Source organism: Rhodococcus sp. DMF-1, from assembly GCF_021441945.1.
Classification (GTDB): Bacteria; Actinomycetota; Actinomycetes; order Mycobacteriales; family Mycobacteriaceae; genus Rhodococcus; species Rhodococcus ruber.
Genome location: NZ_CP090442.1, coordinates 4,316,053 through 4,339,163, shown reverse-complemented (window position 1 = coordinate 4,339,163; position 23,111 = coordinate 4,316,053). Strand labels below are relative to the sequence as shown.

Below are 23,111 nucleotides of genomic sequence, written 5' to 3'. Positions count from 1 at the left end.
ATGCCAGAGTAAGGGCCGATGTCGGTGGCCCGGTGCCGCCGACGACGGTTTTCTCACGATCTCAACGGGGAGTCATTCATGATTCTGAACTCGAAGGCGATGCGCCGCGCAGCGGTCGCGGCGTCGGCCGCGTCGATGCTGGTGCTCACAGCCTGTTCCTCCGACGGTGGCTCGGATTCGGGCAGCGAAGGAGGCACCGCCGCCGGCGGTGAGGGCCGCGGGCCGATCACGATCGTCGAGGGTCAGGATCCGCTGAACACGGCACTCGAGAGCATCATCGCCGACTGGAACGCGGAGCACCCGGACGAGCAGGTCACCTTCAAGCCGTTGGGCAAGGAAGCGGACCAGCAGCGCGACGACATCACCCAGCGCATGCAGGCCCAGAGCGACGAGTACGACCTCATCGCCGTCGACGTCACCAACACCGCCGAGTTCGCGGCCAACGGCTGGCTGCGGCCGCTCGAGGGCGACTACGCGATCGAGACCGACGGCCTGCTGCCCGCCACGGTCGACTCGGCCACCTACAACGGCACCCTGTACGCGGCGCCGAAGAACACCAACGGCGCGTTCCTGTACTACCGCACGGACCTGGTCGACCGCGCACCCGAGACGTGGGCGGAGCTGAAGGAGCAGTGCCCGAAGGCGCAGGAGGCGGGCATCGACTGCTACGTCGGGCAGTTCAAGAATTACGAGGGCTTGACGGTCAACGTCTCCGAGATCGTCAACGCCTACGGCGGGTCCTTCGTCGCCGAGGACGGCACCACCCCGGCCATCGACGACAAGACCGCCGAGGGCCTGCAGTTCATCGTCGACTCGTTCGAGGACGGCACCATCCCCGAAGCCGCACAGACCTACACCGAGGGCGAGTCGCAGAACGCCTTCGGTGAGGGCCGCGCCCTGTTCATGCGGACCTGGCCGGGCTTCTTCACCGACGGTGAGTCCTCGTCGGTCGCCGGCCGCTACGGCATCGCCGTGCTGCCGGGCGTGGACGGCCCCGGCGCCTCCACGCTGGGCGGCTACAACGTCGGCATCAGCGCGTTCTCCGACGCGCCGGCGACCGCCCGCGACTTCCTCGAGTTCATGCAGACGCGTAAGTCGCAGACCTACTACGCCGAGGCCGGCGGCGCGCCGGTCCTCGAGGAGGTCTACGACGACCCGCAGATCCTCGAGCAGTACCCGTACTTCGCGACCCTGAAGGAATCCCTGGCCAACGCGCAGCCGCGTCCGGTCACCCCGTACTACTCGCAGGTCTCCAAGGCCATCCGTGACAACGCCTACGCGGCGATCCGCGGTGAGAAGACGGTCGACCAGGCGCTCGCGGACACCCGCGCCGGCATCGAGACCGCCGGCAACTGATGCAGGAGTAGTACATGGCGAAGCCGCAGGTCGAGCCCGCGGATCAGTCGCCCCCCACCACGGTCGGGACCGCAGTGCTCGGTCCCGACCGTGGCCGTGGAGGCGGCCGGCACCGAGCCCCCGAACCCCCCGAGCCGCCGGTCGCGGCCGTGAAGCCGCGCCGGCGGATCCCGGTATGGGCGTTCGTCGCGCCGACGCTGGTCGTGCTGGCCGTCGTCATCCTGTATCCGCTCGGCCGGGCGGTATGGATGTCGCTGCACGGCGACGCGAAGAAGCTCGACCCCGAGACGGGCCGGTTCGTCACCGGCGGCTTCGTCGGAGTCGAGAACTACGTCCGGTGGATCACGCAGACCTGCGGCACCGCGACGGGCTCGATCCCGTGCCCACCGGGCACCCTCGGCTCGCAGTTCTGGGGTTCGGTCGGCAACACCTTCTTCTTCACCGTGGTGACGGTGGCGCTCGAGACGGTCATCGGGTTCGCGATGGCGCTGGTGATGGCGAAGTCGTTCCGCGGGCGCGGCCTGCTGCGCGCGTCCGTGCTCGTGCCGTGGGCGATCCCGACGGCGGTCACCGCCAAGCTGTGGTTCTTCATCTTCGCCAACGACGGCATCGCCAACCAGATCCTCGGCACCGAGATCCTGTGGACCGCCGACCCGTGGCCCGCGCGCTTCGCGATCATCGTCGCCGACGTGTGGAAGACCGCGCCGTTCATGGCGCTGCTCATCCTGGCCGGGCTGCAGATGATCCCGTCGGACGTGTACGAGGCCGCGAAGGTCGACGGTGCCACCGCCTGGCAGCGGTTCACCCAGATCACGCTGCCGCTGGTCAAGCCCGCGCTCATGGTCGCGATCCTGTTCCGCACGATGGACGCGCTGCGCATGTACGACCTGCCCGCCATCATGATGGGCTCCAACCCGGCCACCTCGACCATCTCGGTGCTGGTGGTCGACCAGATGCGGCAGGGCGCGAACTCCGCGTCGGCCCTGTCCACGATCACGTTCCTCATCATCTTCGCGGTCGCGTTCGTCCTGGTCCGGTTCCTCGGTGCCAACGCGGTGCGCACGCAGGAAGAACAGCGGAAGGGGACCCCGGCATGAGCCGACCGGGCACCGGCAAGGCACTGCGCGGCAGTATCGGCACCTATGTCGGCGTCGCGCTCATCGTCGTGTGGGGCCTGGCCCCGTGCTACTGGATGATCGTCACGGCGCTGCGCGACCCGGCCGACACGTTCAGCACCACGCTGTGGCCGTCGAATCCGACGCTGCAGAACTTCGCGGATGCCCTGGATCCGTCGGCGAAGGTCAACTTCTCCCGGGCGCTGGTCAACAGTGTGATCATCGCCGGGGCCACCACCGCGATCGCGCTGCTGGTCGGTGTGTTCACCGCCTACGCCCTGTCGCGGTACGACTTCCGCGGCAAGTACTTCGTCACCGGCATCATCCTCGGTGCGTCGATGTTCCCCGTCGTCGCGCTGGTGACGCCGCTGTTCCAGCTGTTCACCGACCTGGACTGGATCGGCACGTACCAGGCCCTGATCATCCCGAACATCTCGTTCGTGCTGCCGCTGACGATTTACACCCTGACCTCGTTCTTCTCCGAGTTGCCGTGGGAGCTCGAGGAGGCCGCCCGCATGGACGGCGCCAGCCGGGGCCAGGCATTCCGGATGATCATGCTGCCGCTCGCGGCGCCCGCGTTGTTCACCACCGCGATCCTCGCGTTCATCGCGACCGTCAACGAGTTCCTGCTCATGTCGCAGCTGTCGACCGAGAAGACCGCCCCGGTGACGGTGGCGATGGCCCGCTTCACCGGAACCGACCCGTACGTCACCCCGTATGCGTCGATCATGGCGGGCGGCACCCTGGTGATGGTGCCGCTGGTGGTGATGGTGCTGATCTTCCAGCGTCGCATCATCGCGGGCCTGACCGCCGGCGGCGTCAAGTCGTGAGCCGACGGCCGTCGCGCCGGCAGCGGCTCGAGCTGCTGCTCGGGTTCCTGACGATGGTCACGCTGCTGACGCTGGTCGGCGCGGTCGCCGGGTTGCTGTCCGCCACGCCCGGGGTGGTCCCGTCGCTGCTGCTGCTCGCGTGCGTGGTGGCGTGGGGGCTGACGTTCCGGGCCTGGCGGCGCGCAGGTTCCTGAGGCCGGCGTATCGCCGCAGGCCGGGGGCGGTTTCTCCGCCCCGGCCCGCGGGCCGGGACGGGTCTGCGCGGCCTGCGGTACCCGTCACATCGGGACAGAACTCCGTACCATGCGATCGAGAGGGTGCGATTATTTCGTCGGACCCGGATCCATCCGAGAAAGTGGTACGTGTGAGTTCTACGACCCCGCCGAACCCCCAGCACAGAAAACCCACCGCCGCTGCGAAAGCGCGGCGGTGGCGCATCGTCGGCAACCTCGCGCTCGCCGTGGTGGCCGTTCTGGTGCTCGTGCCGGCGTTGATGTTCGCGGTGGCGTACCTGTCCACGGACGTGCCCCGCCCGTCGGACATGAAGACCAACCAGGTCGCGACCGTCTACGCCGCGGACGGTACCACCGAGCTGAGCCGGATCGTGCCACCCGAGGGCAACCGTGTCGAGGTCGACCTGGCGGAGATCCCGGAGCACGTGCGCAACGCCGTGCTCTCGGCCGAGGACCGCAACTTCTACAGCAACCCGGGCTTCTCGGTGAGCGGATTCGCCCGCGCGGCCCGCGACAACGTGCTCGGCAAGGAGACCGCCGGCGGCGGCTCCACCATCACCCAGCAGTACGTGAAGAACGTGCTCGTCGGCGCCGACCGGACCGTCACCCGCAAGATGCGGGAACTGGTGATCTCGACGAAGATGGCCAGGCAGTGGTCCAAGGACGAGATCCTGCAGGCATACCTGAACACCATCTACTTCGGCCGCGGCGCCTACGGCATCGCCGCCGCCGCGCAGGCGTACTTCGGCAAGCCGGTCGGTGAGCTGTCGGTCGCCGAGGGCGCCGTGCTCGCCGGGGTGATCCAGACGCCGTCGGCGCTCGACCCCGAGTTCAACCGGCCGGCGATCGAGGCGCGCTGGAACTACGTCCTCGACGGCATGGTCGAGATGGGCGAGCTCGACACCGCCGAACGCGACGCCCAGGAGTTCCCGCCGACGGTGCCGGCCGCGCAGGCGACGCAGGCGGACGCGGCCACCGGCCCGGAGGGGCTGCTGCGTACCCAGGTGATCCGTGAGCTCGAGGCGGCGGGGATCAGCGGCCAGGTGCTCAGCACCGAGGGCCTGCAGATCACGACGACGATCGACCCGCGGGCGCAGCAGGCGGCGATCGATTCGGCGCGCGAGACCCTCGAGGGGGAACCGGCGAACCTGCGCACGGCCGTCGTGTCGATCGACCCGCGCTCCGGCGCGGTGCGGGCGTACTACGGCGGCGAGGAGGGCGCCGGGTTCGACTTCGCGCAGGCCCCGGTGCAGACCGGCTCCGCGTTCAAGGTGTTCGGCCTCGTCGCGGCGCTGAAGGACGGCATCGGCCTGAACGCCCGGTTCAGCAGCGCCCCGCTGACCGTCGGCAATCTCGAGATCGGCAACGTCGAGGGCGAATCGTGCGGGGTGTGCACCATCGCCGAGGCGCTCAAGCGGTCGCTGAACACCAGCTTCTACCGGCTGATGATGGCCATGGAGAACGGGCCGCAGAAGATCGCGGACGCCGCTCACGAGGCCGGCATCCCGCTCGAGATCCCCGGCGTCGACGGCCGCACGCTCAGCCACAACGGCGGCGCGCCGGAGGGCGGCATCGTGCTGGGCCAGTACCAGTCGCGGGTGATCGACATGGCGTCGGCATATGCCACGCTCGCCGCGTCGGGGACCTACCACCAGCCCTACTTCGTGCAGCGCGTCGTCAACGCCGAGGGCGAGGTGCTGCTGGACCGGCCCGCGTCGCCGGGCGAGCAGCGCCTCGATCCGGCCGTCGCGGACAACGTCACGCAGGCCATGCAGCCGATCGCCGCGTACTCGCGCGGACACGCGCTCGCCGGGGGGCGGCCGTCGGCGGCCAAGACCGGCACCACCCAGCTCGGCGACACCGGCCTGAACAAGGATGCCTGGATGGTCGGGTACACCCCGTCGCTGTCCACGGCGGTGTGGGTCGGCACGCCGGACGGCACCGCCATCACGAACAGCTGGGGCGGGTCGATCTACGGTTCGATGCTGCCGTCGGACATCTGGAAGGGCACGATGGACGGCGCTCTCGAGGGCACCGAGGTCGAGAGCTTCCCGTGGCCCGATCCGATCGGGGGGCAGGCAGGTGTCCCCGTCGACACCGGGGTCACAGCCCCGTCGAACAACGTCCCGGCCCCGGTGCAGCTGCCCCAGCTGCAGCTGCCGGAGCTGCCGCCGATCACGATCCCGGCGCCTCCGGTGGAACTGCCACCGGAGATCCAGGTGCCGCAGCAGATCGAGGTGCTGCCGGGCGTGACGATCCAGATCCCGGGGTAGGACACCACGCCGCGAGCGCGGCTGTCACACAGTCGACGACGTCGTCGACCGACACCGACGGCTCGTCGAGCCGGTCCATCGCCATGGACTCGACCAGCGACCACCACCCCCGCAGCTGCATGGTGACGAGCGGTGTGGGCGCGACGCCGATCGCGGCGACGGTGCGTTCGACCATCGTGTTCCGCATGTTCTCGTGGATGGTCCGGATCTGCGGATCGGCGCCGAACCCGCCGTGGAAGAACGCCTGGTAGTGCCGGCCGTGCCGGTCGATGAACGCCACGAACGGCTGCACCACCGCGCGCAGCGGGTCGGTGTCGTCGGGATCGGGGACCGCCGCCCGCAGCAGGCGCCGAGCGGCCGCGGCCACGACCGCGACGTAGAAGTCCTGTTTGGTGGGGAAGTAGCGGAACAGCAGGCCGCGGGAGATGCCGGCGATCTCGGCGACCCGGTCGACGGACAGGGCGTGGATCGGGCGGGTGGCCAGTTCCTGCAGGCCGATGGCGACGAGCTGGCGTTTGCGCTCTTCCGGAGGAAGGCGCCGCCGCTTCTCGGTGCTCACGGATGGTCCCTCCCTCTTGATGGTGTGCTGCGCGCCCGGCTAGTCTAACTAAGCATTGCTCAGTTAGAGCTACGGAGGCCTCATGGATTTCGGTCAGTCGGAACGCTCGCGCGACTACCTCGAGCGGCTGCGCCACTTCGTCGCCACCGAGGTGGTGCCCGTCGAGGAGACGCTGCGGCGGGAACGGATCGCCCCCTTCGCGGCGCGCGGCGACAGTTCGGGCGCGGCGACGTGGTCGGTACCCGACGAGTTCCGCGAACTGCAGCGCAAGGCCCGCGCCCAGGGCCTGTGGAACCTCTTCCTCCCCGACGCCGAACTCGGAGCCGGGCTGACGAACGTCGAGTACGCGTCCCTCGCGGAGGAGATGGGTCGTTCCCCGTTCCGGTCCTCGATCTTCAACTGCGACGCCCCGGACACCGGCAACATGGAGGTGCTGTACCACTACGGCAGCCCCGAACAGAAGGAACGCTGGCTGCGCCCCCTGCTCGACGGCGAGATCCGCTCGGCGTTCTGCATGACCGAACCCGGGGTCGCGTCCTCGGACGCGACGAACATGGCCGCCACCGCCCTCGTCGAGGGCGACGAGGTGGTGCTCAACGGACGCAAGTGGTGGAGCACGGGCATCGGCAGTCCCGACTGCAAGATCCTGATCTTCATGGGGCTCACCGATCCCCAGGCGCCCAAGCATCAGCAGCACTCGATGGTGCTGGTGCCGATCGACACCCCCGGGGTGAAGGTCGAACGGATGCTGTCCACGATGGGCTTCTACGACGAGCCCGGCGGACACGGCGAGGTGTCGTTCACCGACGTGCGCCTGCCGCTCGACGCGATCATCGCCGGACCCGGCCGCGGATTCGAAATCGCCCAGGGCCGGCTCGGTCCCGGCCGCGTCCACCACTGCATGCGTCTGATCGGGCTCGCCGAACACGCCCTCGAACTCGCCTGCCGGCGCGGCCTCGACCGCGTCGCGTTCGGCAAGCCCCTGGTCAACCTCGGCGGCAACCGCGAACGCATCGCCGACGCCCGCATCGCGATCAACCAGCTGCGGCTGCTCGTGCTGCACACCGCCTGGCTGCTCGACACCCAGGGCCTGGCCGGCGCCCGCTCCGCCGTCTCCGAGATCAAGGTCGCCACCCCGCGCGTCGTCCAGCAGGTGGTCGACTTCGCCATCCAGATCCACGGCGGCGCCGGTCTTTCGGACGACTTCCCGCTCGCCGGTGCCTGGACGGCCGCGCGGGCGCTGCGCCTGGCCGACGGCCCCGACGAGGTGCACCAGGGACTGGTGGCCCGCTTCGAACTCGGCAAGTACACCAACCCGGAGGGTCGCAAGTGACAATTCCCGACAACGCCCGCGCCGTCCGTGACGAGGACGCCTTCGACGTCGCGGCCGTCGCGGCCTGGCTCGGCGAGCACGCCGGCATCGCCGGAATCCCGGAGGTGCACCAGTTCTCCGGTGGCGCATCGAATCTCACCTATCTACTGCGTTACCCCGACCGGGACCTCGTGCTGCGCCGACCGCCGGTGGGGGCCAAGCCGTCCTCCGGTCACGACATGGTCCGCGAGTACCGCATCCAGTCGCTGCTCGCGCCCGCATACCGGTACGTGCCGCGCATGGTGGGCCTGTGCACCGACCACAGCGTGCTCGGCAGCGACTTCTACGTGATGGAACGGGTGCCGGGGACGATCCTGCGGGCGAACCCCCCGGCCGAACTCGCCCTGACCCCCGAGCGCACCCGCACCCTGTGCCTGCGGATCGTCGACCTGCTCGTCGAGCTGCACGGCGTCGACCCCGCGTCCACGGGGCTGAGCGAATTCAGCCGCGGCTCCGGATACGTCGCGCGCCAGGTGTCGGGCTGGACTGCGCGCTACGAGAAGGCGCGCACCGAGAACGTTCCGGACTTCGCCCGGGTCACGAAGTGGCTGAACGACACTCAGCCTGCCGACGTGGCCTCGGCTGTCATCCACGGCGATTTCCGGCTCGACAACGTGGTGCTCGACGAGAACGACCCGCTGCAGCCCGTCGCGGTGCTGGACTGGGAACTGGCCACCGTCGGCGATCCGCTGATGGATCTCGGTTCCTCCCTCGCCTACTGGGTGCAGGCCGACGACGATCCGATGCTGCTCGCCACCAAGCGGCAGCCGTCGGACCTGCCGGGCATGCTCACCCGCCGCGAGATCGTCGACTACTACTCGAGCAAGACCGGTCTGGCCGTGGACAACTGGGGCTTCTACGAGGTCTTCGGCCTGTTCCGGCTCGCGGTGATCGCGCAGCAGATCTACTACCGCTACCACCACGGGCAGACCACCAACCCGGCGTTCAAGGACTTCTGGGTGATCGTGGGCTATCTGGACTCGCGATGCAACACGCTGATCGACGACATCGAGGCGGGACGCGCATGAGCACGCGGAGGAACATTCTCATCACCGGCGCGAGCTCCGGCCTCGGCGCCGGCATGGCCCGCGAGTTCGCCGCGCGGGGGCGCAACCTCGCCCTCGCGGCGCGACGGACCGAGCGGCTCGAGGAGCTGCGCGACGAACTGCTCGCGCAGCATCCGGGTATCACCGTCGCGGTGCGGCGGCTCGACGTGGACCGGCACGAGGACGTGTTCACCGTCTTCCGGGAGTTCGACGACGAACTCGGCGGCCTCGACCGCGTCGTCGTCAATGCGGGCCTGGGCAAGGGGCAGCCCTTGGGCACGGGCTACTTCCGTGCCAACGTGCAGACGGCGAACACCAATTTCCTCGGTGCGCTGGCACAGAGCGAGGCCGCCCTCGAGCTCATGCGCCCCCGCAATGCCGGTCACGTGGTGCTCATCTCGTCGGTGAGTGCGGTGCGCGGGATGCCGCGCAATCTCACGACGTACGCGGCGTCGAAGGCCGCCGTCGCGGCGCTCGGCGAGGGAATGCGTGCGGACCTGGCGCGCACGGGCATCCGGGTGAGCACGATCTTCCCCGGGTTCATCCGCTCGGAGATCAACGAGAAGGTGAAGAACGTGCCGTTCATCGTCGACACCGAGACCGGGTGCCGCGCACTGGCCGCCGCGATCGAGAAGGAACCGCACAAGGCGTACGTCCCGGCCTGGCCGTGGACACCGCTCGCCTATGCGATGAAGGTACTGCCGCTGTCCGTCGTCAGCCGGATGGTCTGACGACGCAACGTGTGTGGACGCGTGTGTGTGGCCGAATGTCACATTCGGTCGATCGAATCGACGCGATGTGACATTCGGCCACCACCCGCGAGGGGTGTTGTGACGCTACGGATCAGGCGTCGGCGCCGATGATGAAGGCCTCGAGCTCGGTGCGGGCCTTGTCGTCGGCCATCTGGACCGGCGGGGACTTCATCAGGTAGGCGGACGCCGGCAGGACAGGACCGCCGATGCCGCGGTCCTTGGCGATCTTCGCGGCGCGGATCGCGTCGATGATGATGCCGGCCGAGTTGGGCGAGTCCCACACCTCGAGCTTGTACTCGAGGTTCAGCGGCACGTCGCCGAAGGCGCGGCCCTCGAGGCGGACGTACGCCCACTTGCGGTCGTCGAGCCAGCCGACGTGGTCGGACGGGCCGATGTGGACGTCGTTGGTGCCCATCTCCTTCTTGAGGTTGGAGGTGACGGCCTGGGTCTTGGAGATCTTCTTCGACTCGAGACGCTCACGCTCGAGCATGTTCTTGAAGTCCATGTTGCCGCCGACGTTGAGCTGCATGGTGCGGTCGAGCTGCACACCGCGGTCCTCGAACAGCTTCGCCATGACGCGGTGGGTGATGGTGGCGCCGACCTGCGACTTGATGTCGTCGCCGACGATCGGGACACCGGCATCGGTGAACTTGGCGGCCCATTCCGGGTCGGAGGCGATGAACACGGGCAGCGCGTTGACGAACGCGACACCGGCATCGATGCAGCACTGGGCGTAGAACTTGTCGGCCTCTTCGGACCCGACGGGGAGGTAGGACACGAGCACGTCGACCTTCGCGTCCTTCAGCGCCTGGACGACGTCCACGGGCTCGGCCTCGGAGAGCTCGATGGTCTCGGCGTAGTACTTGCCGATGCCGTCGAGGGTGTGGCCACGCTGGACGGTGACGCCGCTCGGCGGAACGTCGGCGATCTTGATGGTGTTGTTCTCGCTGGCGAAGATCGCCTCGGAGAGATCGAAGCCGACCTTCTTCGCATCCACGTCGAATGCCGCGACGAACTGGACGTCGCGCACGTGGTACGGGCCGAACTCGACGTGCATCAGGCCGGGAACGGTCGTGTTCGCTTCCGCGTCCTTGTAGTACTCGACGCCCTGGACCAGGGACGAGGCACAGTTCCCCACGCCTACAATGGCCACGCGCACCGAGGTGCTGTTCTCACCCATGGTCGGGTTCTCCTTCTGTGTTGCGTTGTGCTGTCGACTGCTCGGCGGCGATCAGTTCGTTGAGCCAGCGGACCTCGCGCTCACTGGACTCGAGGCCGAGCTGATGAAGCTGACGGGTGTAGCGATCCAACGTCCCGCTGGCCCGTCCGATTGCGTCGCGGAGCCCTTCCCTGCGCTCCTCGACCTGGCGGCGCCTGCCCTCGAGGATCCGCATCCGCGCCTCGGCGGGGGTGCGGCTGAAGAAGGCGAGGTGCACGCCGAAACCGTCGTCGGTGTAGTTCTGCGGACCGGTGTCGGCCACCAGCTCGGAGAAGCGCTTGCGCCCCTCCGGAGTGAGCTGGTACACGCGACGCGCTCGTCGCTTGACGGTGCCGGGTGGTCCTGCGTCCTCCTCGATGAGTCCGTCGGCCTGCATCCGTCGCAGCGTCGGATAGAGGGAACCGTAGGAGAAGGCGCGGAACGCGCCGAGCAGCCCGGTCAGTCGTTTGCGGAGCTCGTAGCCGTGCATGGGCGACTCGAGGAGCAGCCCGAGAATTGCCAGCTCGAGCAAGAGGCCTCCTCCACCGTGTCGTCGAACTATCCGAGTGATGCGATCACCGATTATATCGCACCGATATATAGGACGATAACCGACAGCAGTGCATGTAACAACGGGTAGCGGTAATTTTCCTCAGGGCTCGTAGGGAAACACCGCGATCGGCGTACCGTCGAACGCCAGCACCAGGTGCCCGCCCTGATCGGTGCCCGGACGCCGCGCGTGGACCGCGACCGTCGCCCGGCCCGCGTCGTCGACGTCGAAACCGACCTGCTCGACCCGGCCGTCGGGCACCCGCAGGGTCGCTGGAGCGCCGAGGATCACCTGCGACACCGCGACCAGGTCGAGGCCTGCCAGATCGAAGGCCACCGCATCCGACGGCCGGGTGTGCGGACTGCTCCACGAGGCGAACTCGCCGTCGAAGGTGTACGAGAGATACCGGTGCGGTTCGTCGGCGACCGCCCGGTCGAACGACGCGTGCTCCGGGAACAGCGTCACGTCGTCGACGAGCGTGTCGCCGAACTCGGCCCGGTACTCCTCCACGAAGCGGGCCAGTCCCTGCGGCGACGTCAACTCCGGTGGCGGCGGCGGTCCGTCCGCCGCGTTCGCGGCCAGTCCCGCCAGCGCCCCCGTCACCGCCCCTGCCGCGACCGCGGTCGCCGCGACCACCACTCGACGAGTCCTCACCGGGTTCCCCGGTTCTCGAACCGGTGCAGTTCGATCAGCTCGCCCTGCGGCGTCACCTCGAGAAAGCCGGTCTCGCGAGCCGTATTGCTCACGAATATGCGCACCGACGGCTGGTCGTACGACACGTCGACGGAGATGTGGCCGACCGTGCCGTCCGGTACGCCGACACTCTGCGGCGCCCCCGCGACGTACCCCGCGAGGGCGTCGACGTCCAACGTCGCCAGGTCGACCACCGCGGTTTCCACGGCGCGGGTGCGGGGCACGTCGTCCGCGTCGAAACCGCCGCGGTAGGTGTACGACACCATGCGGTCCGGGCTGCCGGGCACGGAACGGGTGACGCGCGCATGTTGCTCGAAGAAGTCCACCTCGTCGACCAGCGTGTCCCCGAACGCCGCCAGGTGGTCGGCTCGGAACTGCTCGAGGCCGGCCCGCGTCACCGGGCTCGGCGTCGGCACCACGACGGGCCGCAGCGCTGCCGGATCGAGCGCCGGCCCCAGCGGCGCGGACGGTGCATCGACGCGTACCCAGGAGAACGTCGCCACCCCTGCCGCCACGGCCGACGCCACCACGACCGCGGTGAACACCCCGGGACCGCGCGCGCGGACCCGTGCCGTCGCGGCGACGTCCGAACTCGCCTGCAGGTCGGCGACCAGCTCGTCCAGTTCGCCGAGCGTGCCGGCGACGTCGGCACGCGCATCCCGGGCCTCGTGTTCGGGACCGGTGAGCTGCCCGTCCGCGTACGCCGCGTCGAGACGCGCCCGGACCGCCGCCCGATCGACGTCGCGTGCCCTGGTGGAAGGCGAACGGCGGCCGATCATGCGGGAGATCGTAACGATGCAGTTCAGAACACGCGCTGCACGGTGCCGTCGAACAGAACCTTCACGTATCGGGTGCGGTCGCCGGACTCGACGTAGATGTTCGCCGTCGGCGTGCCGTCGTGGGCGAACGAGACGTGCGAGACCGCGCCGTCGGGCAGTCCGACCAGCGCGGGGGCTTCGGCGATCCGGGTGGTCAGGGCCCCGGGGTCGACCCCGCCGAGGTCGACATCGCGGTAGCCGGGGAGGCGCTGCGTCGTCACCGGTTGGGCCCGTAGCGCCCCGCCCGCGTAGCTGTACGTGGCGATCCGGCCGGGGTCGTCCGGCAGCGCCCGTTCGATGTGAGCCCGATCCGGACGGAGGACCAGCCGATACACGACCGTGTCACCGAAGCGGTCCCGCACCGACGCGAGAACCCCCTCGAATCCGCCGGGTTCGAGCGGCCGCACCGGAGTCACCACGATCGGGTCGACGCCGTCGCCGGGAACTGCCACCGGTGCGGCGGGCTGCTCCCGCACGGCCGCGGGCTCCGGCGCCGGACCCGCCGACAGCAGCAGCACCGCGCCGGCCACCGCGGCCGCCACCGCGACGGCCACCGCCACGATCCGGCGCAGCCCGGGCCGCCGGGCCGAAGACGGGACCGCCGGATTCTCGGGTGGCTGCAGGTCCCGGACCAGGTCCGCGAGCTCGCCCAGCGTCTTCGCGGACATGGCCCGGGCCGTCCGGTCCCGGTGTTCCCCGAAGTCGAGCTGACCGTCGGCGTAGGCGGTGTCGAGGCGGCCGCAGGCCTGCGCCCGGTCGATGTCGCGTGCCCGCGTTCGCGGCGTGTGTCGGCTCACCATCCGGGCAGCGTAGAACGTCCGATATGGGCGCGTCGCACAGTCACGCGGCCCACACCCTGCCCACCCGCGTGCCGTCCGCACGTACTCTGGACCCGTGCGGATACAGCGGCAGGTGGTGGACTACGCGCTGCAGCGCAGGTCGCTGCTCGCTCAGGTCTACTCGGGACGGACCGGCGTCTCGGAGGTGTGCGACGCCAGCCCCTACCTGCTCCGTGCCGCCAAGTTCCACGGCCGCGGCAGTGACGTGGTCTGCCCGATCTGCCGCAAGGAGCAGCTGACACTCGTGTCGTGGGTGTTCGGCGACAAGCTCGGTCCGGTGTCCGGGTCGGCCCGCACCGCGGAGGAACTGGTCCGCCTGGCCGCCAGCCAGGAGGAGTTCTCCGTCCACGTGGTCGAGGTGTGCCGCACGTGCAGCTGGAACCACCTCGTCCAGTCCTATGTCCTGGGGGCGGAACCCGCGCCGAAGCGGCCCCGCCGCAGGTCGACCGGCCAGAGCCGCCGCACCGCGAGCGAGTGAGCCGTGCGCGACCCCTGCTGAACCGCCGCGCCCGGTGAGGTCCCCGGGCGACACTGCACTGCCCGAAAACACTGCACTGCCCGAAAACACTGCACTGCCCGAAAACACTGCACTGCCCGAAACACTGCACTGCCCGAAACATTGCACTGCCCGAACGCGCGCTGCCCGACGAGACCGAAGTCTGCAGACGTGAAACGAGGACGCGTGCCGCGCGTCCGCGCTACCGGTTGGAGATGAGTACGTGAGTTCCCCCCACAACGACCCGCAGGGCGACCGGCCGATGCCGCCGCACGGGAACGGACCGGCAGGTCCCCCGCCGCCGCGGCGACCGGGACCTGTGGGGGGTCCCCCACCGCAGCGCGGTCCCGGCGGGCCGCCGCCCGCCGAACGGCGGATGCCCCCGCCGCAGGGACGTCCGTACCCGCCGCCGCCGCGCCCCCAGCCGGGCGGCCCGCGGCCCCAGCCGTATCCGCCGCAGCAACGTCCCCCGCAGCAGTACGGGGCCGCAGGGATGCCGTCGCCGGACGCTCACGGGCCGCGACCGCAGCAACCACCGGCCGACCGGACCCGGCAACTCCCGCCGCAGAACCGGCCGCCGGTGCAGAACCGCAACCCTCAGCAGCCGCCCGACCGGCCCGCAGGCGCGCCCCCCGGCGGGCGCCCACCGACCCCGCCCCCGACCGCGCGCGGCGGGGGTGACGAGCCCCCGCGTGGTCCGGGCGACCCCAAGTCGACGCGCTGGCGCACCGTGCGGCGTGTCGGCTACGTGGCCGTGGCCCTGGCCCTGGTGCTGCCGATCCTCGCGTTCATGCTGGCCTACGTCGTCCAGGAGGTTCCGCGTCCCGGTGACCTGAAGACCAACCAGGTCGCCACCGTCTACGCCGCCGACGGCTCGACCGTCATCACCAAGGTGGTGCCGCCCGAGGGCAACCGCACCGAGGTGGGCCTCGACGAGATCCCCGAGCACGTCCGCAACGCCGTACTCGCCGCCGAGGATCGTGACTTCTACAGCAATCCCGGATTCTCGGTCAGCGGCTTCGCCCGCGCGGCCCGCGACAACATCCTCGGCCGGGAGAGCGCCGGCGGTGGTTCGACCATCACCCAGCAGTACGTGAAGACGGCGCTGGTCGGCTCCGAGCGCACCCTGACCCGCAAGATGAAGGAACTCGTCCTCGCGTCCAAGATGGCCAACCAGTGGTCCAAGGACGACATCCTCGCCGCCTACCTGAACACCATCTACTTCGGACGTGGCGCGTACGGCATCGCCGCTGCCTCCACGGCGTACTTCGGTAAGCCCGTCGGCGAGCTCACCGTCGAGGAGGGTGCCGTGCTCGCCTCCTCGATCCAGCTGCCGTCGCTGCTGGATCCGGAGACCAACCCCGAGGGCGCCCAGGCGCGCTGGAACTACGTCCTCGACGGGATGGTGACCGCCGGCACCCTGAACGAGGCCGACCGGGCCTCGATGCAGTATCCGCGGTACGTGCCGCTGGCCGAGGTCGACAACGGCGGACAGTCCAACGGGCCGGAGGGCCTGCTACGCACCCAGGTGCTGCGGGAGCTGTCCGAGGAGGGCATCGACGAGAACCTGCTGAACACCGAGGGACTCCAGATCACCACCACGATCGACCCGCAGGCACAGGAGGCCGCACTCGACGCGGTCCGCACGAACATGGACGGCGAGCCGGAGGAGCTGCGCACCGCCGTCGTATCCGTCGACCCGCGCAGCGGCGCCGTCCGCGCCTACTACGGCGGCGACAACGGCGGTGGCTTCGACTTCGCCCAGTCCGGTCTGCAGACCGGATCGTCGTTCAAGGTGTTCGGCCTGGCCGCCAACCTCGACCAGGGCAACCCGCTGTCCGCGATGTACGACAGCGGCCCGCTCACCGTCAACGGCATCTCGATCGGCAACGTCGAGGGCGAGAACTGCGGCACCTGCACCATCGCCGAGGCGCTGAAGCGGTCGCTCAACACCAGCTTCTACCGGATGATGCTCGAGATGGACAACGGCCCGCAGGCCATCGCCGACATGGCACACCAGCTCGGCATCCCCGAGGAGATCCCCGGCGTCGGCGAGACCCTCACCGAGCCGGGCGGCGTCGGCCCCAACTACGGCATCGTGCTCGGCCAGTACCAGTCCCGCGTGATCGACATGGCGTCGGCGTACGCGACGCTCGCCGCGTCCGGCACCTACCACGAGCCCTACTTCGTGCAGAAGGTCGTCACCGCCGACGGCACCGTGCTGCTCGACCGCGGCACCCCCGCCGGGGAACAGCGGGTCGACGAGGCCGTGGCAGACAACACCACCGCCGCGATGATGCCCATCGCCGCGTACTCCAACGGGCATGCCCTCGCCGGCGGCCGCCCGTCCGCCGCCAAGACCGGCACCGCGCAGCTCGGCGACACCGGCTCGAACAAGGACGCCTGGATGGTGGGCTACACGCCGTCGCTGTCGACGGCCGTGTGGGTCGGCACCGAACAGGGCCTGCCCCTGGAGAACAGCTGGGGCGGCATGATCTACGGGTCCGGCCTGCCGTCGGACATCTGGAAGGACACGATGGACGGTGCCCTCCAAGGCACCGACGTCGAGAAGTTCCCGACTCCCGAACCGATCGCCGGACAGGCCGGCGTCCCGGCGTACTCGGCGCCGGCGCCGCCGAGGACCACGACGCAGACCCCGACGACGACCGAGCGGACGACGCCGGAGCTGCCCACGCCGCCGGAGATCACGACCCGCAACGTCGAGATCCTCCCGGGCGTGACCATCCCCATGCCGGGCGTGGCGCCGCAGACCACCACCCAGCAGGTGCCCACACCGACCCCCACCACGGAAGAGGACACGCCGGGCTTCGGGACGCAGGACGAGTCGACCGGTGCCGGCGGGGACGAGCAGTCCGGCAACAGCCGCTTCCAGGAGGACCCCGTCGGCGCCACACCCGGCGGGTAGCCTCGCGGGGTGACCGAGAAGAGAGAGCTCGCGTCGCCGGGTCCGCTCGTTGCCGACCGCCGCTCCGCGGACTGGCGCGACGCACCCGGATGGACCGATCCGACGGTGTCGCGTCTGTCCACCGGCATCGGCGGCCCCGTCGGACGGTACGCCCTGCTCGGACGCACCCGGTTCTTCACGCCGCTGCGCGCGCTGCTGCTCCTGGCGGTCGTGTTCCTCGCTCTCGGCTGGTTCACCAAGGCCGCCTGCATCCAGCAGGGGGCGGTGGGCGAGAACGGTGCCCTCGGGCTGGACTGGGGCGACAACCGGCAGTACGTCGCCATGTGCTACTCCGACGTCGTGCCGCTCTACGGCGCCGAACGCCTCAGTGCCGGTGCCTTCCCGTACAAGACGTCGTGGGAGGAGCCCGGACCGGACGGGCAGTCCCAGGTCCGGTACATGGAGTATCCGGTCCTCGCCGGCCTCTACCAGTACGTCTCGATGCGCGCAGCGAAGGCCTGGGACGCCGCGTCGTGGCTTCCGGGCGGCCTGCAGGTGGCGATCTACTTCGACATCGTCGCGGTGGGTCTCGCCGCGGCCTGGCTCGTCACCGTGTGGGCCACCGCGCTCTCCGCCGGCCGCCGCATCTGGGACGCGGCGCTCGTCGCCGCCTCGCCGCTCGTCGCCGTGCACGCCTTCACCAACTTCGACGCCCTCGCCACCGCCTTCGCGGCCGGTGGGCTGCTGGCCTGGGCGCGGCGGCGGCCGGTGCTCGCCGGGGTGCTGTTCGGGCTCGGTGCCGCCACCAAGCTGTACCCGCTGCTGCTGTTCGGTCCGCTGCTGCTGCTGTGCCTGCGCACCGGGAAGCTGCGGGCACTGGGCCAGGCGGCCGGTGCCGCGGCGGCCGCCTGGCTCGCCGTGAACCTGCCGATCATGATCCTCTACCCGCGCGGCTGGGCCGAGTTCTTCCGGCTCAACACCGAACGCGGGGCGGACCCCGATTCGATCTACAACGTCGCGCGGTCGCTGACCGGGTGGTCCGGCTGGGACACCTCCACCCTGAACTCGGTGTCGCTGCTGCTGTTCGCCGCGGCCTGCGGCGGCATCGCGTGGCTCGCATGGACGGCTCCGCGCCGCCCCCGCCTCGCCCAGTTGTGCTTCCTCGTGGTTGCCGCGTTCCTGCTCACCAACAAGGTGTGGAGCCCCCAGTATTCGCTGTGGCTGGTGCCGCTCGCCGTGCTGGCCCTACCGCACCGGCGGATCCTGCTCGCGTGGATGACGATCGACGCCCTCGTCTGGGTGCCGCGCATGTACTTCTATCTCGGCGCCGAGAACAAGGGCCTGCCCGAGCAGTGGTTCACGACGACCGTGCTGCTGCGCGACCTCGCGGTCGTGGCGCTGTGCGCGCTCGTCGTCCGGCAGATTCTCCGTCCGGCCGAGGATCTCGTGCGCTACGGCTTCGTCGACGACCCCGTCGGTGGTGTGCTCGACCACGCCCCCGACGCTCCCCCGCGGTGGATTCCGGAGGGAGTGCGGCCCGGCGCCCGGCGGACATCACCTCCCGAATCGGCCGAGCGGCGGACACCCGCGTCGAGCGCCGCACCGTAGCCCGGCCGGAGCCGCGCGCGACGGGTGCTGCCCGCGCGCGTAAAAACCTGCGCGGGAAGCATTTTTGCGCGCGAGTGCTCGTCCGCGACGAGCGTCGTCTACACGCGCAGCGCGTCGAAGGGCGCGACGGGGAGGTTGCGGACGACGAACCAGCCCAGCACCGCCCACAGCACGATCTGCGGCGCCCACCGCCACTGGTACCACTGGACGATCCGGTGTCCACGGACCCGGGCGGCCGTCCACACGACGAACGACCACCCCAGCAGCAGCACCGCGGCCACGCCGAGGGCGTTGTAGCGCAGCGCGGCCGGAACATCGAGGTGCAGCAGCGAATACAGCATCCGCGACGATCCGCACCCGGGGCACCAGATACCGAACAGGGCGCGGGTCGGGCACGGCGGAATCGGGCCACCCGGCGTCGTCGGATCCGCCCACGCGACGGCCGCGCACACGCACACCGACACGGCCGCCACCCCGACGGGAGCGGCGAGCCGGGCGGTGAGCGTCTGCACGGCCGGGTCCCTCAGTAACCCGACGACGAGACCGCCGCGGCGAGGACGACGATGTAGAAGACGACGACCACCGCCCATACCGCGACGCTCGCCACCACCGACCAGATCGCCCACTTCTTCGCGTCGTCGGCCGATCGGCGCGCGGCATCGAACTGGCCCTGCGCCCAGAGGGAATTGACCTGGCTCGCCTTGATGATCGAAACGACGCCGAGCGGCAGGCAGCAGAGGATCGTCGTGAGAATGCCCCACACCAGGTTGTTGTCGGGTGGCGGCCCGAACTGCGGCCCCGGGTAGTACCCGTAGCCGCCCGGCGGGGGATACCCGCCCGGATTGTTCGGCGGGTACTGCGGATAGTCACTCATCTTCGTCCTCGATCACCCCGTCGGGATCCCGGCCTGTTCCGGTTCCCCCCGCGCGGAAGGGTAGACCAGCCGCGGTGCTGCCGCACTCACCACGACCGCGCCGGCCGCCCGGCCCGGGACGTGTTCACCGATTTTCTCCGCTCATAGCCGGCATCCGGGGTTGCTCCTCGTCGGGTGGGGGCTGGCCGGATCGGCGCAGGGGTGCGCCGGCGAACACGAAGAACAGCACGACGAGCAGCGCGGCCCGCCCCCACACCCCGACCAGGGTGAGCAGCAGCGGGATCGTGGTGTCGCTGTGGGTCATGGTCGCGTCGAACCACAGGAACACCCCGATCCCGATGGCGAGGTCCACGGTGAGGTACGAGGCGATCAGCGGCCAGCGCACCCGCAGCAGCACCAGGAACGGCAACAGCCACAGGGTGTACTGCGGTGAATGGACCTTGTGCAGCAGCAGGAATCCACACAGCATCGCGGCGCCGACCGCGACCCACGGGTAGCTGCCGTCGCGGCGGTACCGCCGCCACCCCAGCCACAGCGCCAGCGCGAAGGCGGCGCAGATCGACAACGGCGAGACGACGGCGACGATGTCGTTGTACTCGGCCGTGACCTCGGTGTCCTGATAGCCGCCGACCAGCGGCCGCAGCCCCCAGTACCAGATCGAGTTGCTCGTGGCGTCGGCCGCGCGGTTGCCCTGGAACTCGAACGATGCGCGCCATCCCGGATAGCCGAGCAGCGCGAACGGCAGGTTCACGGCGATCACCGTTACCGCCGCTGCGGCGCCCACCGTCACCGCGCCCCGCACGTCGCGCCGGGGTCGCGGTTCGTCCCCGCCGGTCAGGACGTACGCGATCAGCGGCAGCACGAAGATGCCGGGATACACCTTGAGGCAGAACCCGACCGCGAGCAGGACGGCCGCGGCCACCGCGCGGGTGCGCAGGGACCACCGTCGCACCCCGAGCACGGCCACGGCCCCGACGGTGGTCGCGACGACGGGCAGGTCCCAGTTGTGGAAGCCGTACAGCACCAGCGGCGGCGTCACCGACCAGAGCAGCGCGGCCCATCCGGCCAGCCGGCCGAGGAGCCACGCGACGAGCAGGCCGAACGGGGCCAGCAGCAGCGCGGAGTGCAGGAGGAACTCGGCGTCGGTGTCGGCGCGCAGGGCCCCCACCCACATCAGGATGCCGCTCAGTACCGGGTACTCGACGGTGCCGCCGGTGAGCACGCCGTCGCGGGTGATCCCGCCGTCGAGGAACGGGAACAGGTGCAGGTTGATGCCGCGTCCGATCCACAACTGCTGGATGTCGGAGTAGCAGACCGTGGCGTCCTTGACCGCGTCGAACCGCACGCTGCGGCCCTGCGGGTCGAACGGCGGCCCGGCGCAGCGGGCCTTGTTCAGGTAGCCGAGCCACATGGCGAGCGCGCACGTCACGACGGCGACGAGCGCGGGCGTCCGGGAACTCGTGCGCATGTTCTTCACCCTAGGCCAATTTCGCTGGTCAAGGGCGCGTCGTGTAGCCTGCATGGGTTGCTGACGCAACGACCCTCCTGTCACGGACCGTCCGTGACCGCCCATAGTCCATAGGAGGTGATGAGGTCTTATGCGTCATTACGAACTGATGGTCATTCTCGACCCCAGCCTGGACGAGCGCACTGTCGCCCCGTCGCTGGATACGTTCCTCAACGTCGTTCGCCAGGACGGCGGCAAGATCGACAAGGTCGACGTGTGGGGTAAGCGTCGTCTCGCGTACGAGATCGCCAAGCACAGCGAAGGCATCTACGCGGTGATCGACATCAGCGCTACGCCCGCCACTGTCGCGGAGCTGGATCGCCAGCTCGGCCTGAACGAGTCGGTGCTCCGCACCAAGGTTCTGCGCCACGGCAAGTGAGTCTGTCGGCGTCCGGCCGTAGGCTCGGGCGCATCAGGACTCCACACACAGCAGGAGGAACCACATGGCAGGCGACACCGTCATCACCGTCATCGGCAATCTGACGGCTGATCCCGAGCTGCGTTTCACCCCGGCGGGGGCCGCGGTCGCGAACTTCACCGTCGCGTCCACGCCCCGCATCTTCGACCGTCAGTCCAACGAGTGGAAGGACGGCGAGGCGCTGTTCCTGCGCTGCAACATCTGGCGTGAGGCAGCGGAGAACGTGGCCGAGAGCTTGACCCGTGGCTCGCGCGTGATCGTGCAGGGCCGGCTCAAGCAGCGCAGCTACGAGACGCGTGAAGGCGAGAAGCGCACTGTCGTGGAGCTCGAGGTCGACGAGATCGGCCCCTCGCTCCGCTACGCGACGGCCAAGGTCAACAAGGCCAGCCGTGGCGGGGGCGGTGGCGGGGGCGGCTTCGGCGGTTCCTCCGGAGGATCGGGCGGGGCCCGTGCCGGCGCGAGCACCGGCGGGGACGACCCGTGGGGCAGCGCCCCGGCGGCGGGCTCCTTCGGCGGGGACGACGAGCCCCCGTTCTGATCCGACCTTCGATCGGAACATTCGGAAAGTACGGAGAAAGACCATGCCTAAGGCGCCCGCGCGCGAAAAGGTTTTGAAGAAGAAGGTCTGCACCTTCTGCAAGGAAAAGAACGTGCAGATCGACTACAAGGACACGACGTTGCTGCGCAAGTACGTCAGCGACCGCGGCAAGATCCGCGCCCGTCGTGTCACGGGTAACTGCGTGCAGCACCAGCGCGACGTTGCCATCGCTGTGAAGAACTCGCGTGAGGTGGCCCTGCTTCCTTACGTCTCGACGGCTCGCTAAGGAAAGGGAGGGACACACGATGAAGCTCATTCTCACTGCCGACGTGGACAACCTCGGTGCGCCTGGCGACACCGTCGAGGTCAAGGACGGCTACGGCCGCAACTACCTGCTGCCCCGCGGCCTGGCGATCGTCGCCACCCGTGGTGCCCAGAAGCAGGTCGAGGGCATCCGCCGGGCCCAGGAGGCTCGTGCGGTGCGCGGCCTCGATCACGCCAAGGAGCTCAAGGCCGCGATCGAGGGCCTCGAGAGCGTCACCTTGGCCGTGAAGACCGCCGGCGACTCGGGCAAGCTGTTCGGCTCGGTCACCGCCGCCGACGTTGCCGGTGCCGTCAAGGCCGCCGGTGGCCCCGTCGTCGACAAGCGCATCATCGAGCTGCCCAAGGCGCACATCAAGTCGACCGGCAAGCACACGGTGATCGTGAAGTTGCACCCGGACGTGACCGCGAAGTTCGATCTGAACGTCGTGGCCGCCTGATTCCGGTCCTCGAAGAGCCCTGCGCCCCTGGTGCAGGGCTCTTCGTCGTCTGTCCACAGGGCCTGTGGATAACTCGCCAAGGGTACCGGTAGGTTTGTGACCTGCAGCATAGCGACGCGGGTGTCGGAACCGGGTAACACGCCCGGAAACACATACGGCGCGACACGCCGAGCGGGTTGTTCTCCACACGTGTGAAACTCGATTTGTTCCCTCTGAGCAGCACCGATGCAGAGTGTGAGATGCGTTGTCCCCAGGTTGTCCCCAAGGGGTGCACAAGGCCGTCCTCCCGTTTCCACAATTCATCCACAGATGTGTGCACAGGCGGATTTGGACGGGGCGTTCCCAGTGCCTAACGTCGAGCGCGCGCGTC

24 protein-coding genes are annotated in these 23,111 nt (G+C 69.6%); 15 read left to right on the top strand and 9 right to left on the bottom strand.

Features of this window, described 5'->3' with window-relative positions; genetic code table 11:
* Positions 1-78 precede the first annotated feature (78 nt).
* From LZP97_RS19890 to LZP97_RS19870, 5 genes are all read left to right on the top strand, one after another.
* Positions 79-1,356 (top strand): ABC transporter substrate-binding protein, encoded by a 1,278-nt coding sequence (locus LZP97_RS19890; protein WP_010596270.1) that lies wholly within the window; start codon positions 79-81, stop codon positions 1,354-1,356.
* A gap of 14 nt (positions 1,357-1,370) precedes the next feature.
* Entirely contained in the window at positions 1,371-2,453 is a 1,083-nt protein-coding gene (locus LZP97_RS19885) for a carbohydrate ABC transporter permease (protein ID WP_040272965.1), read from the top strand.
* A complete protein-coding gene (locus LZP97_RS19880) occupies positions 2,450-3,301 on the top strand; it encodes a carbohydrate ABC transporter permease (RefSeq protein WP_010596268.1) in 852 nt (283 codons plus the stop codon). Before LZP97_RS19885 ends, LZP97_RS19880 begins: the two co-directional genes overlap by 4 nt.
* The gene (locus LZP97_RS19875) at positions 3,298-3,495 is read left to right on the top strand and encodes a hypothetical protein (RefSeq protein ID WP_010596267.1); all 198 of its coding nucleotides are present in this window, start codon (positions 3,298-3,300) and stop codon (positions 3,493-3,495) included. Before LZP97_RS19880 ends, LZP97_RS19875 begins: the two co-directional genes overlap by 4 nt.
* A gap of 170 nt (positions 3,496-3,665) precedes the next feature.
* A complete protein-coding gene (locus LZP97_RS19870; RefSeq protein ID WP_010596266.1) occupies positions 3,666-5,807 on the top strand; it encodes a transglycosylase domain-containing protein in 2,142 nt (713 codons plus the stop codon).
* On the opposite strand, the gene LZP97_RS19865 is transcribed toward LZP97_RS19870, so the two are convergent.
* Complete coding sequence (locus tag LZP97_RS19865; RefSeq protein ID WP_017681641.1) at positions 5,710-6,366, bottom strand: TetR/AcrR family transcriptional regulator; 657 nt, start codon at positions 6,364-6,366, stop codon at positions 5,710-5,712. The genes LZP97_RS19870 and LZP97_RS19865 overlap by 98 nt on opposite strands.
* An 82-nt stretch (positions 6,367-6,448) precedes the next feature.
* Between LZP97_RS19865 and LZP97_RS19860 the strand changes: the two genes are divergently transcribed.
* The 3 genes from LZP97_RS19860 to LZP97_RS19850 are packed head-to-tail and all read left to right on the top strand — an operon-like array spanning position 6,449 to position 9,515.
* Positions 6,449-7,699 carry an acyl-CoA dehydrogenase family protein gene (locus tag LZP97_RS19860; protein ID WP_040272962.1) on the top strand — a complete coding sequence of 417 codons (1,251 nt, stop codon included), beginning with the start codon at positions 6,449-6,451 and terminating at the stop codon, positions 7,697-7,699.
* Positions 7,696-8,766, top strand: a complete 1,071-nt coding sequence (locus LZP97_RS19855) for a phosphotransferase family protein (RefSeq protein ID WP_010596263.1) — start codon at positions 7,696-7,698, stop codon at positions 8,764-8,766. The genes LZP97_RS19860 and LZP97_RS19855 overlap by 4 nt, the downstream gene beginning before the upstream one ends.
* A complete protein-coding gene (locus LZP97_RS19850; protein ID WP_010596262.1) occupies positions 8,763-9,515 on the top strand; it encodes an SDR family oxidoreductase in 753 nt (250 codons plus the stop codon). The genes LZP97_RS19855 and LZP97_RS19850 overlap by 4 nt, the downstream gene beginning before the upstream one ends.
* 112 nt (positions 9,516-9,627) lie before the next feature.
* Here the strand turns inward: LZP97_RS19850 and LZP97_RS19845 are convergent, their stop codons facing one another.
* The 5 genes from LZP97_RS19845 to LZP97_RS19825 form a co-directional block, all read right to left on the bottom strand.
* Positions 9,628-10,716 carry an inositol-3-phosphate synthase gene (locus tag LZP97_RS19845; RefSeq protein WP_010596261.1) on the bottom strand — a complete coding sequence of 363 codons (1,089 nt, stop codon included), beginning with the start codon at positions 10,714-10,716 and terminating at the stop codon, positions 9,628-9,630.
* Positions 10,709-11,266, bottom strand: a complete 558-nt coding sequence (locus tag LZP97_RS19840; RefSeq protein WP_010596260.1) for a PadR family transcriptional regulator — start codon at positions 11,264-11,266, stop codon at positions 10,709-10,711. Before LZP97_RS19840 ends, LZP97_RS19845 begins: the two co-directional genes overlap by 8 nt.
* Positions 11,267-11,386: 120 nt before the next feature.
* Complete coding sequence (locus LZP97_RS19835) at positions 11,387-11,938, bottom strand: hypothetical protein (RefSeq protein WP_228287134.1); 552 nt, start codon at positions 11,936-11,938, stop codon at positions 11,387-11,389.
* A complete protein-coding gene (locus LZP97_RS19830; protein WP_234574897.1) occupies positions 11,935-12,756 on the bottom strand; it encodes a DUF1707 SHOCT-like domain-containing protein in 822 nt (273 codons plus the stop codon). The genes LZP97_RS19835 and LZP97_RS19830 overlap by 4 nt, the downstream gene beginning before the upstream one ends.
* 23 nt (positions 12,757-12,779) lie before the next feature.
* Complete coding sequence (locus tag LZP97_RS19825; RefSeq protein WP_010596257.1) at positions 12,780-13,595, bottom strand: DUF1707 SHOCT-like domain-containing protein; 816 nt, start codon at positions 13,593-13,595, stop codon at positions 12,780-12,782.
* Positions 13,596-13,689: 94 nt separating this feature from the next.
* Between LZP97_RS19825 and LZP97_RS19820 the strand changes: the two genes are divergently transcribed.
* The 3 genes from LZP97_RS19820 (at position 13,690) to LZP97_RS19810 (ending at position 18,643) form a co-directional block, all read left to right on the top strand.
* Positions 13,690-14,112: a DUF5318 domain-containing protein gene (locus LZP97_RS19820; RefSeq protein WP_048771266.1), complete on the top strand. Its 423-nt coding sequence runs from the start codon at positions 13,690-13,692 to the stop codon at positions 14,110-14,112.
* A 511-nt stretch (positions 14,113-14,623) separates the two neighbouring features.
* On the top strand, positions 14,624-17,056 hold the full coding sequence (locus LZP97_RS19815) for a transglycosylase domain-containing protein (RefSeq protein WP_230831593.1): 2,433 nt from the start codon (positions 14,624-14,626) through the stop codon (positions 17,054-17,056).
* Positions 17,057-17,065: 9 nt separating this feature from the next.
* Entirely contained in the window at positions 17,066-18,643 is a 1,578-nt protein-coding gene (locus tag LZP97_RS19810) for a glycosyltransferase family 87 protein (RefSeq protein ID WP_234574896.1), read from the top strand.
* A gap of 98 nt (positions 18,644-18,741) precedes the next feature.
* Here LZP97_RS19810 and LZP97_RS19805 read toward each other — a convergent pair whose 3' ends face one another.
* The 3 genes from LZP97_RS19805 to LZP97_RS19795 form a co-directional block, all read right to left on the bottom strand.
* Positions 18,742-19,155 carry a DUF2752 domain-containing protein gene (locus LZP97_RS19805; protein WP_010596253.1) on the bottom strand — a complete coding sequence of 138 codons (414 nt, stop codon included), beginning with the start codon at positions 19,153-19,155 and terminating at the stop codon, positions 18,742-18,744.
* Positions 19,156-19,166: 11 nt separating this feature from the next.
* Positions 19,167-19,517 carry a CD225/dispanin family protein gene (locus tag LZP97_RS19800; protein ID WP_010596252.1) on the bottom strand — a complete coding sequence of 117 codons (351 nt, stop codon included), beginning with the start codon at positions 19,515-19,517 and terminating at the stop codon, positions 19,167-19,169.
* Positions 19,518-19,641: 124 nt separating this feature from the next.
* Positions 19,642-20,985 (bottom strand): glycosyltransferase 87 family protein, encoded by a 1,344-nt coding sequence (locus LZP97_RS19795; protein ID WP_040273033.1) that lies wholly within the window; start codon positions 20,983-20,985, stop codon positions 19,642-19,644.
* Positions 20,986-21,115: 130 nt separating this feature from the next.
* Here LZP97_RS19795 and rpsF point away from each other — a divergent pair, with 130 nt between their 5' ends.
* From rpsF to rplI, 4 genes are all read left to right on the top strand, one after another.
* Positions 21,116-21,403, top strand: coding sequence for a 30S ribosomal protein S6 (gene rpsF, locus LZP97_RS19790; protein ID WP_003938619.1), 288 nt, complete (start codon positions 21,116-21,118; stop codon positions 21,401-21,403).
* Between the two features lie 64 nt (positions 21,404-21,467).
* Entirely contained in the window at positions 21,468-21,980 is a 513-nt protein-coding gene (locus LZP97_RS19785; RefSeq protein WP_010596250.1) for a single-stranded DNA-binding protein, read from the top strand.
* A 43-nt stretch (positions 21,981-22,023) separates the two neighbouring features.
* Positions 22,024-22,266, top strand: coding sequence for a 30S ribosomal protein S18 (gene rpsR, locus LZP97_RS19780; protein ID WP_003938621.1), 243 nt, complete (start codon positions 22,024-22,026; stop codon positions 22,264-22,266).
* Positions 22,267-22,285: 19 nt separating this feature from the next.
* On the top strand, positions 22,286-22,741 hold the full coding sequence (gene rplI, locus LZP97_RS19775) for a 50S ribosomal protein L9 (protein WP_017680194.1): 456 nt from the start codon (positions 22,286-22,288) through the stop codon (positions 22,739-22,741).
* The last annotated feature ends 370 nt before the right edge of the window (positions 22,742-23,111 follow it).

Excerpts from the sequence above, each read along its gene's own strand:
- LZP97_RS19890 (WP_010596270.1), top strand. The coding sequence starts at position 79 with ATGATTCTGAACTCGAAGGCGATGCGCCGCGCAGCGGTCGCGGCGTCG.
- LZP97_RS19885 (WP_040272965.1), top strand. The coding sequence starts at position 1,371 with ATGGCGAAGCCGCAGGTCGAGCCCGCGGATCAGTCGCCCCCCACCACG.
- LZP97_RS19880 (WP_010596268.1), top strand. The coding sequence starts at position 2,450 with ATGAGCCGACCGGGCACCGGCAAGGCACTGCGCGGCAGTATCGGCACC.
- LZP97_RS19860 (WP_040272962.1), top strand. The coding sequence starts at position 6,449 with ATGGATTTCGGTCAGTCGGAACGCTCGCGCGACTACCTCGAGCGGCTG.
- LZP97_RS19850 (WP_010596262.1), top strand. The coding sequence starts at position 8,763 with ATGAGCACGCGGAGGAACATTCTCATCACCGGCGCGAGCTCCGGCCTC.
- LZP97_RS19845 (WP_010596261.1), bottom strand. The coding sequence starts at position 10,716 with ATGGGTGAGAACAGCACCTCGGTGCGCGTGGCCATTGTAGGCGTGGGG.
- LZP97_RS19830 (WP_234574897.1), bottom strand. The coding sequence starts at position 12,756 with ATGATCGGCCGCCGTTCGCCTTCCACCAGGGCACGCGACGTCGATCGG.
- LZP97_RS19825 (WP_010596257.1), bottom strand. The coding sequence starts at position 13,595 with ATGGTGAGCCGACACACGCCGCGAACGCGGGCACGCGACATCGACCGG.
- LZP97_RS19815 (WP_230831593.1), top strand. The coding sequence starts at position 14,624 with ATGCCGTCGCCGGACGCTCACGGGCCGCGACCGCAGCAACCACCGGCC.
- LZP97_RS19800 (WP_010596252.1), bottom strand. The coding sequence starts at position 19,517 with ATGAGTGACTATCCGCAGTACCCGCCGAACAATCCGGGCGGGTATCCC.
- LZP97_RS19795 (WP_040273033.1), bottom strand. The coding sequence starts at position 20,985 with ATGCGCACGAGTTCCCGGACGCCCGCGCTCGTCGCCGTCGTGACGTGC.
- rpsF (WP_003938619.1), top strand. The coding sequence starts at position 21,116 with ATGCGTCATTACGAACTGATGGTCATTCTCGACCCCAGCCTGGACGAG.
- LZP97_RS19785 (WP_010596250.1), top strand. The coding sequence starts at position 21,468 with ATGGCAGGCGACACCGTCATCACCGTCATCGGCAATCTGACGGCTGAT.
- rpsR (WP_003938621.1), top strand. The coding sequence starts at position 22,024 with ATGCCTAAGGCGCCCGCGCGCGAAAAGGTTTTGAAGAAGAAGGTCTGC.
- rplI (WP_017680194.1), top strand. The coding sequence starts at position 22,286 with ATGAAGCTCATTCTCACTGCCGACGTGGACAACCTCGGTGCGCCTGGC.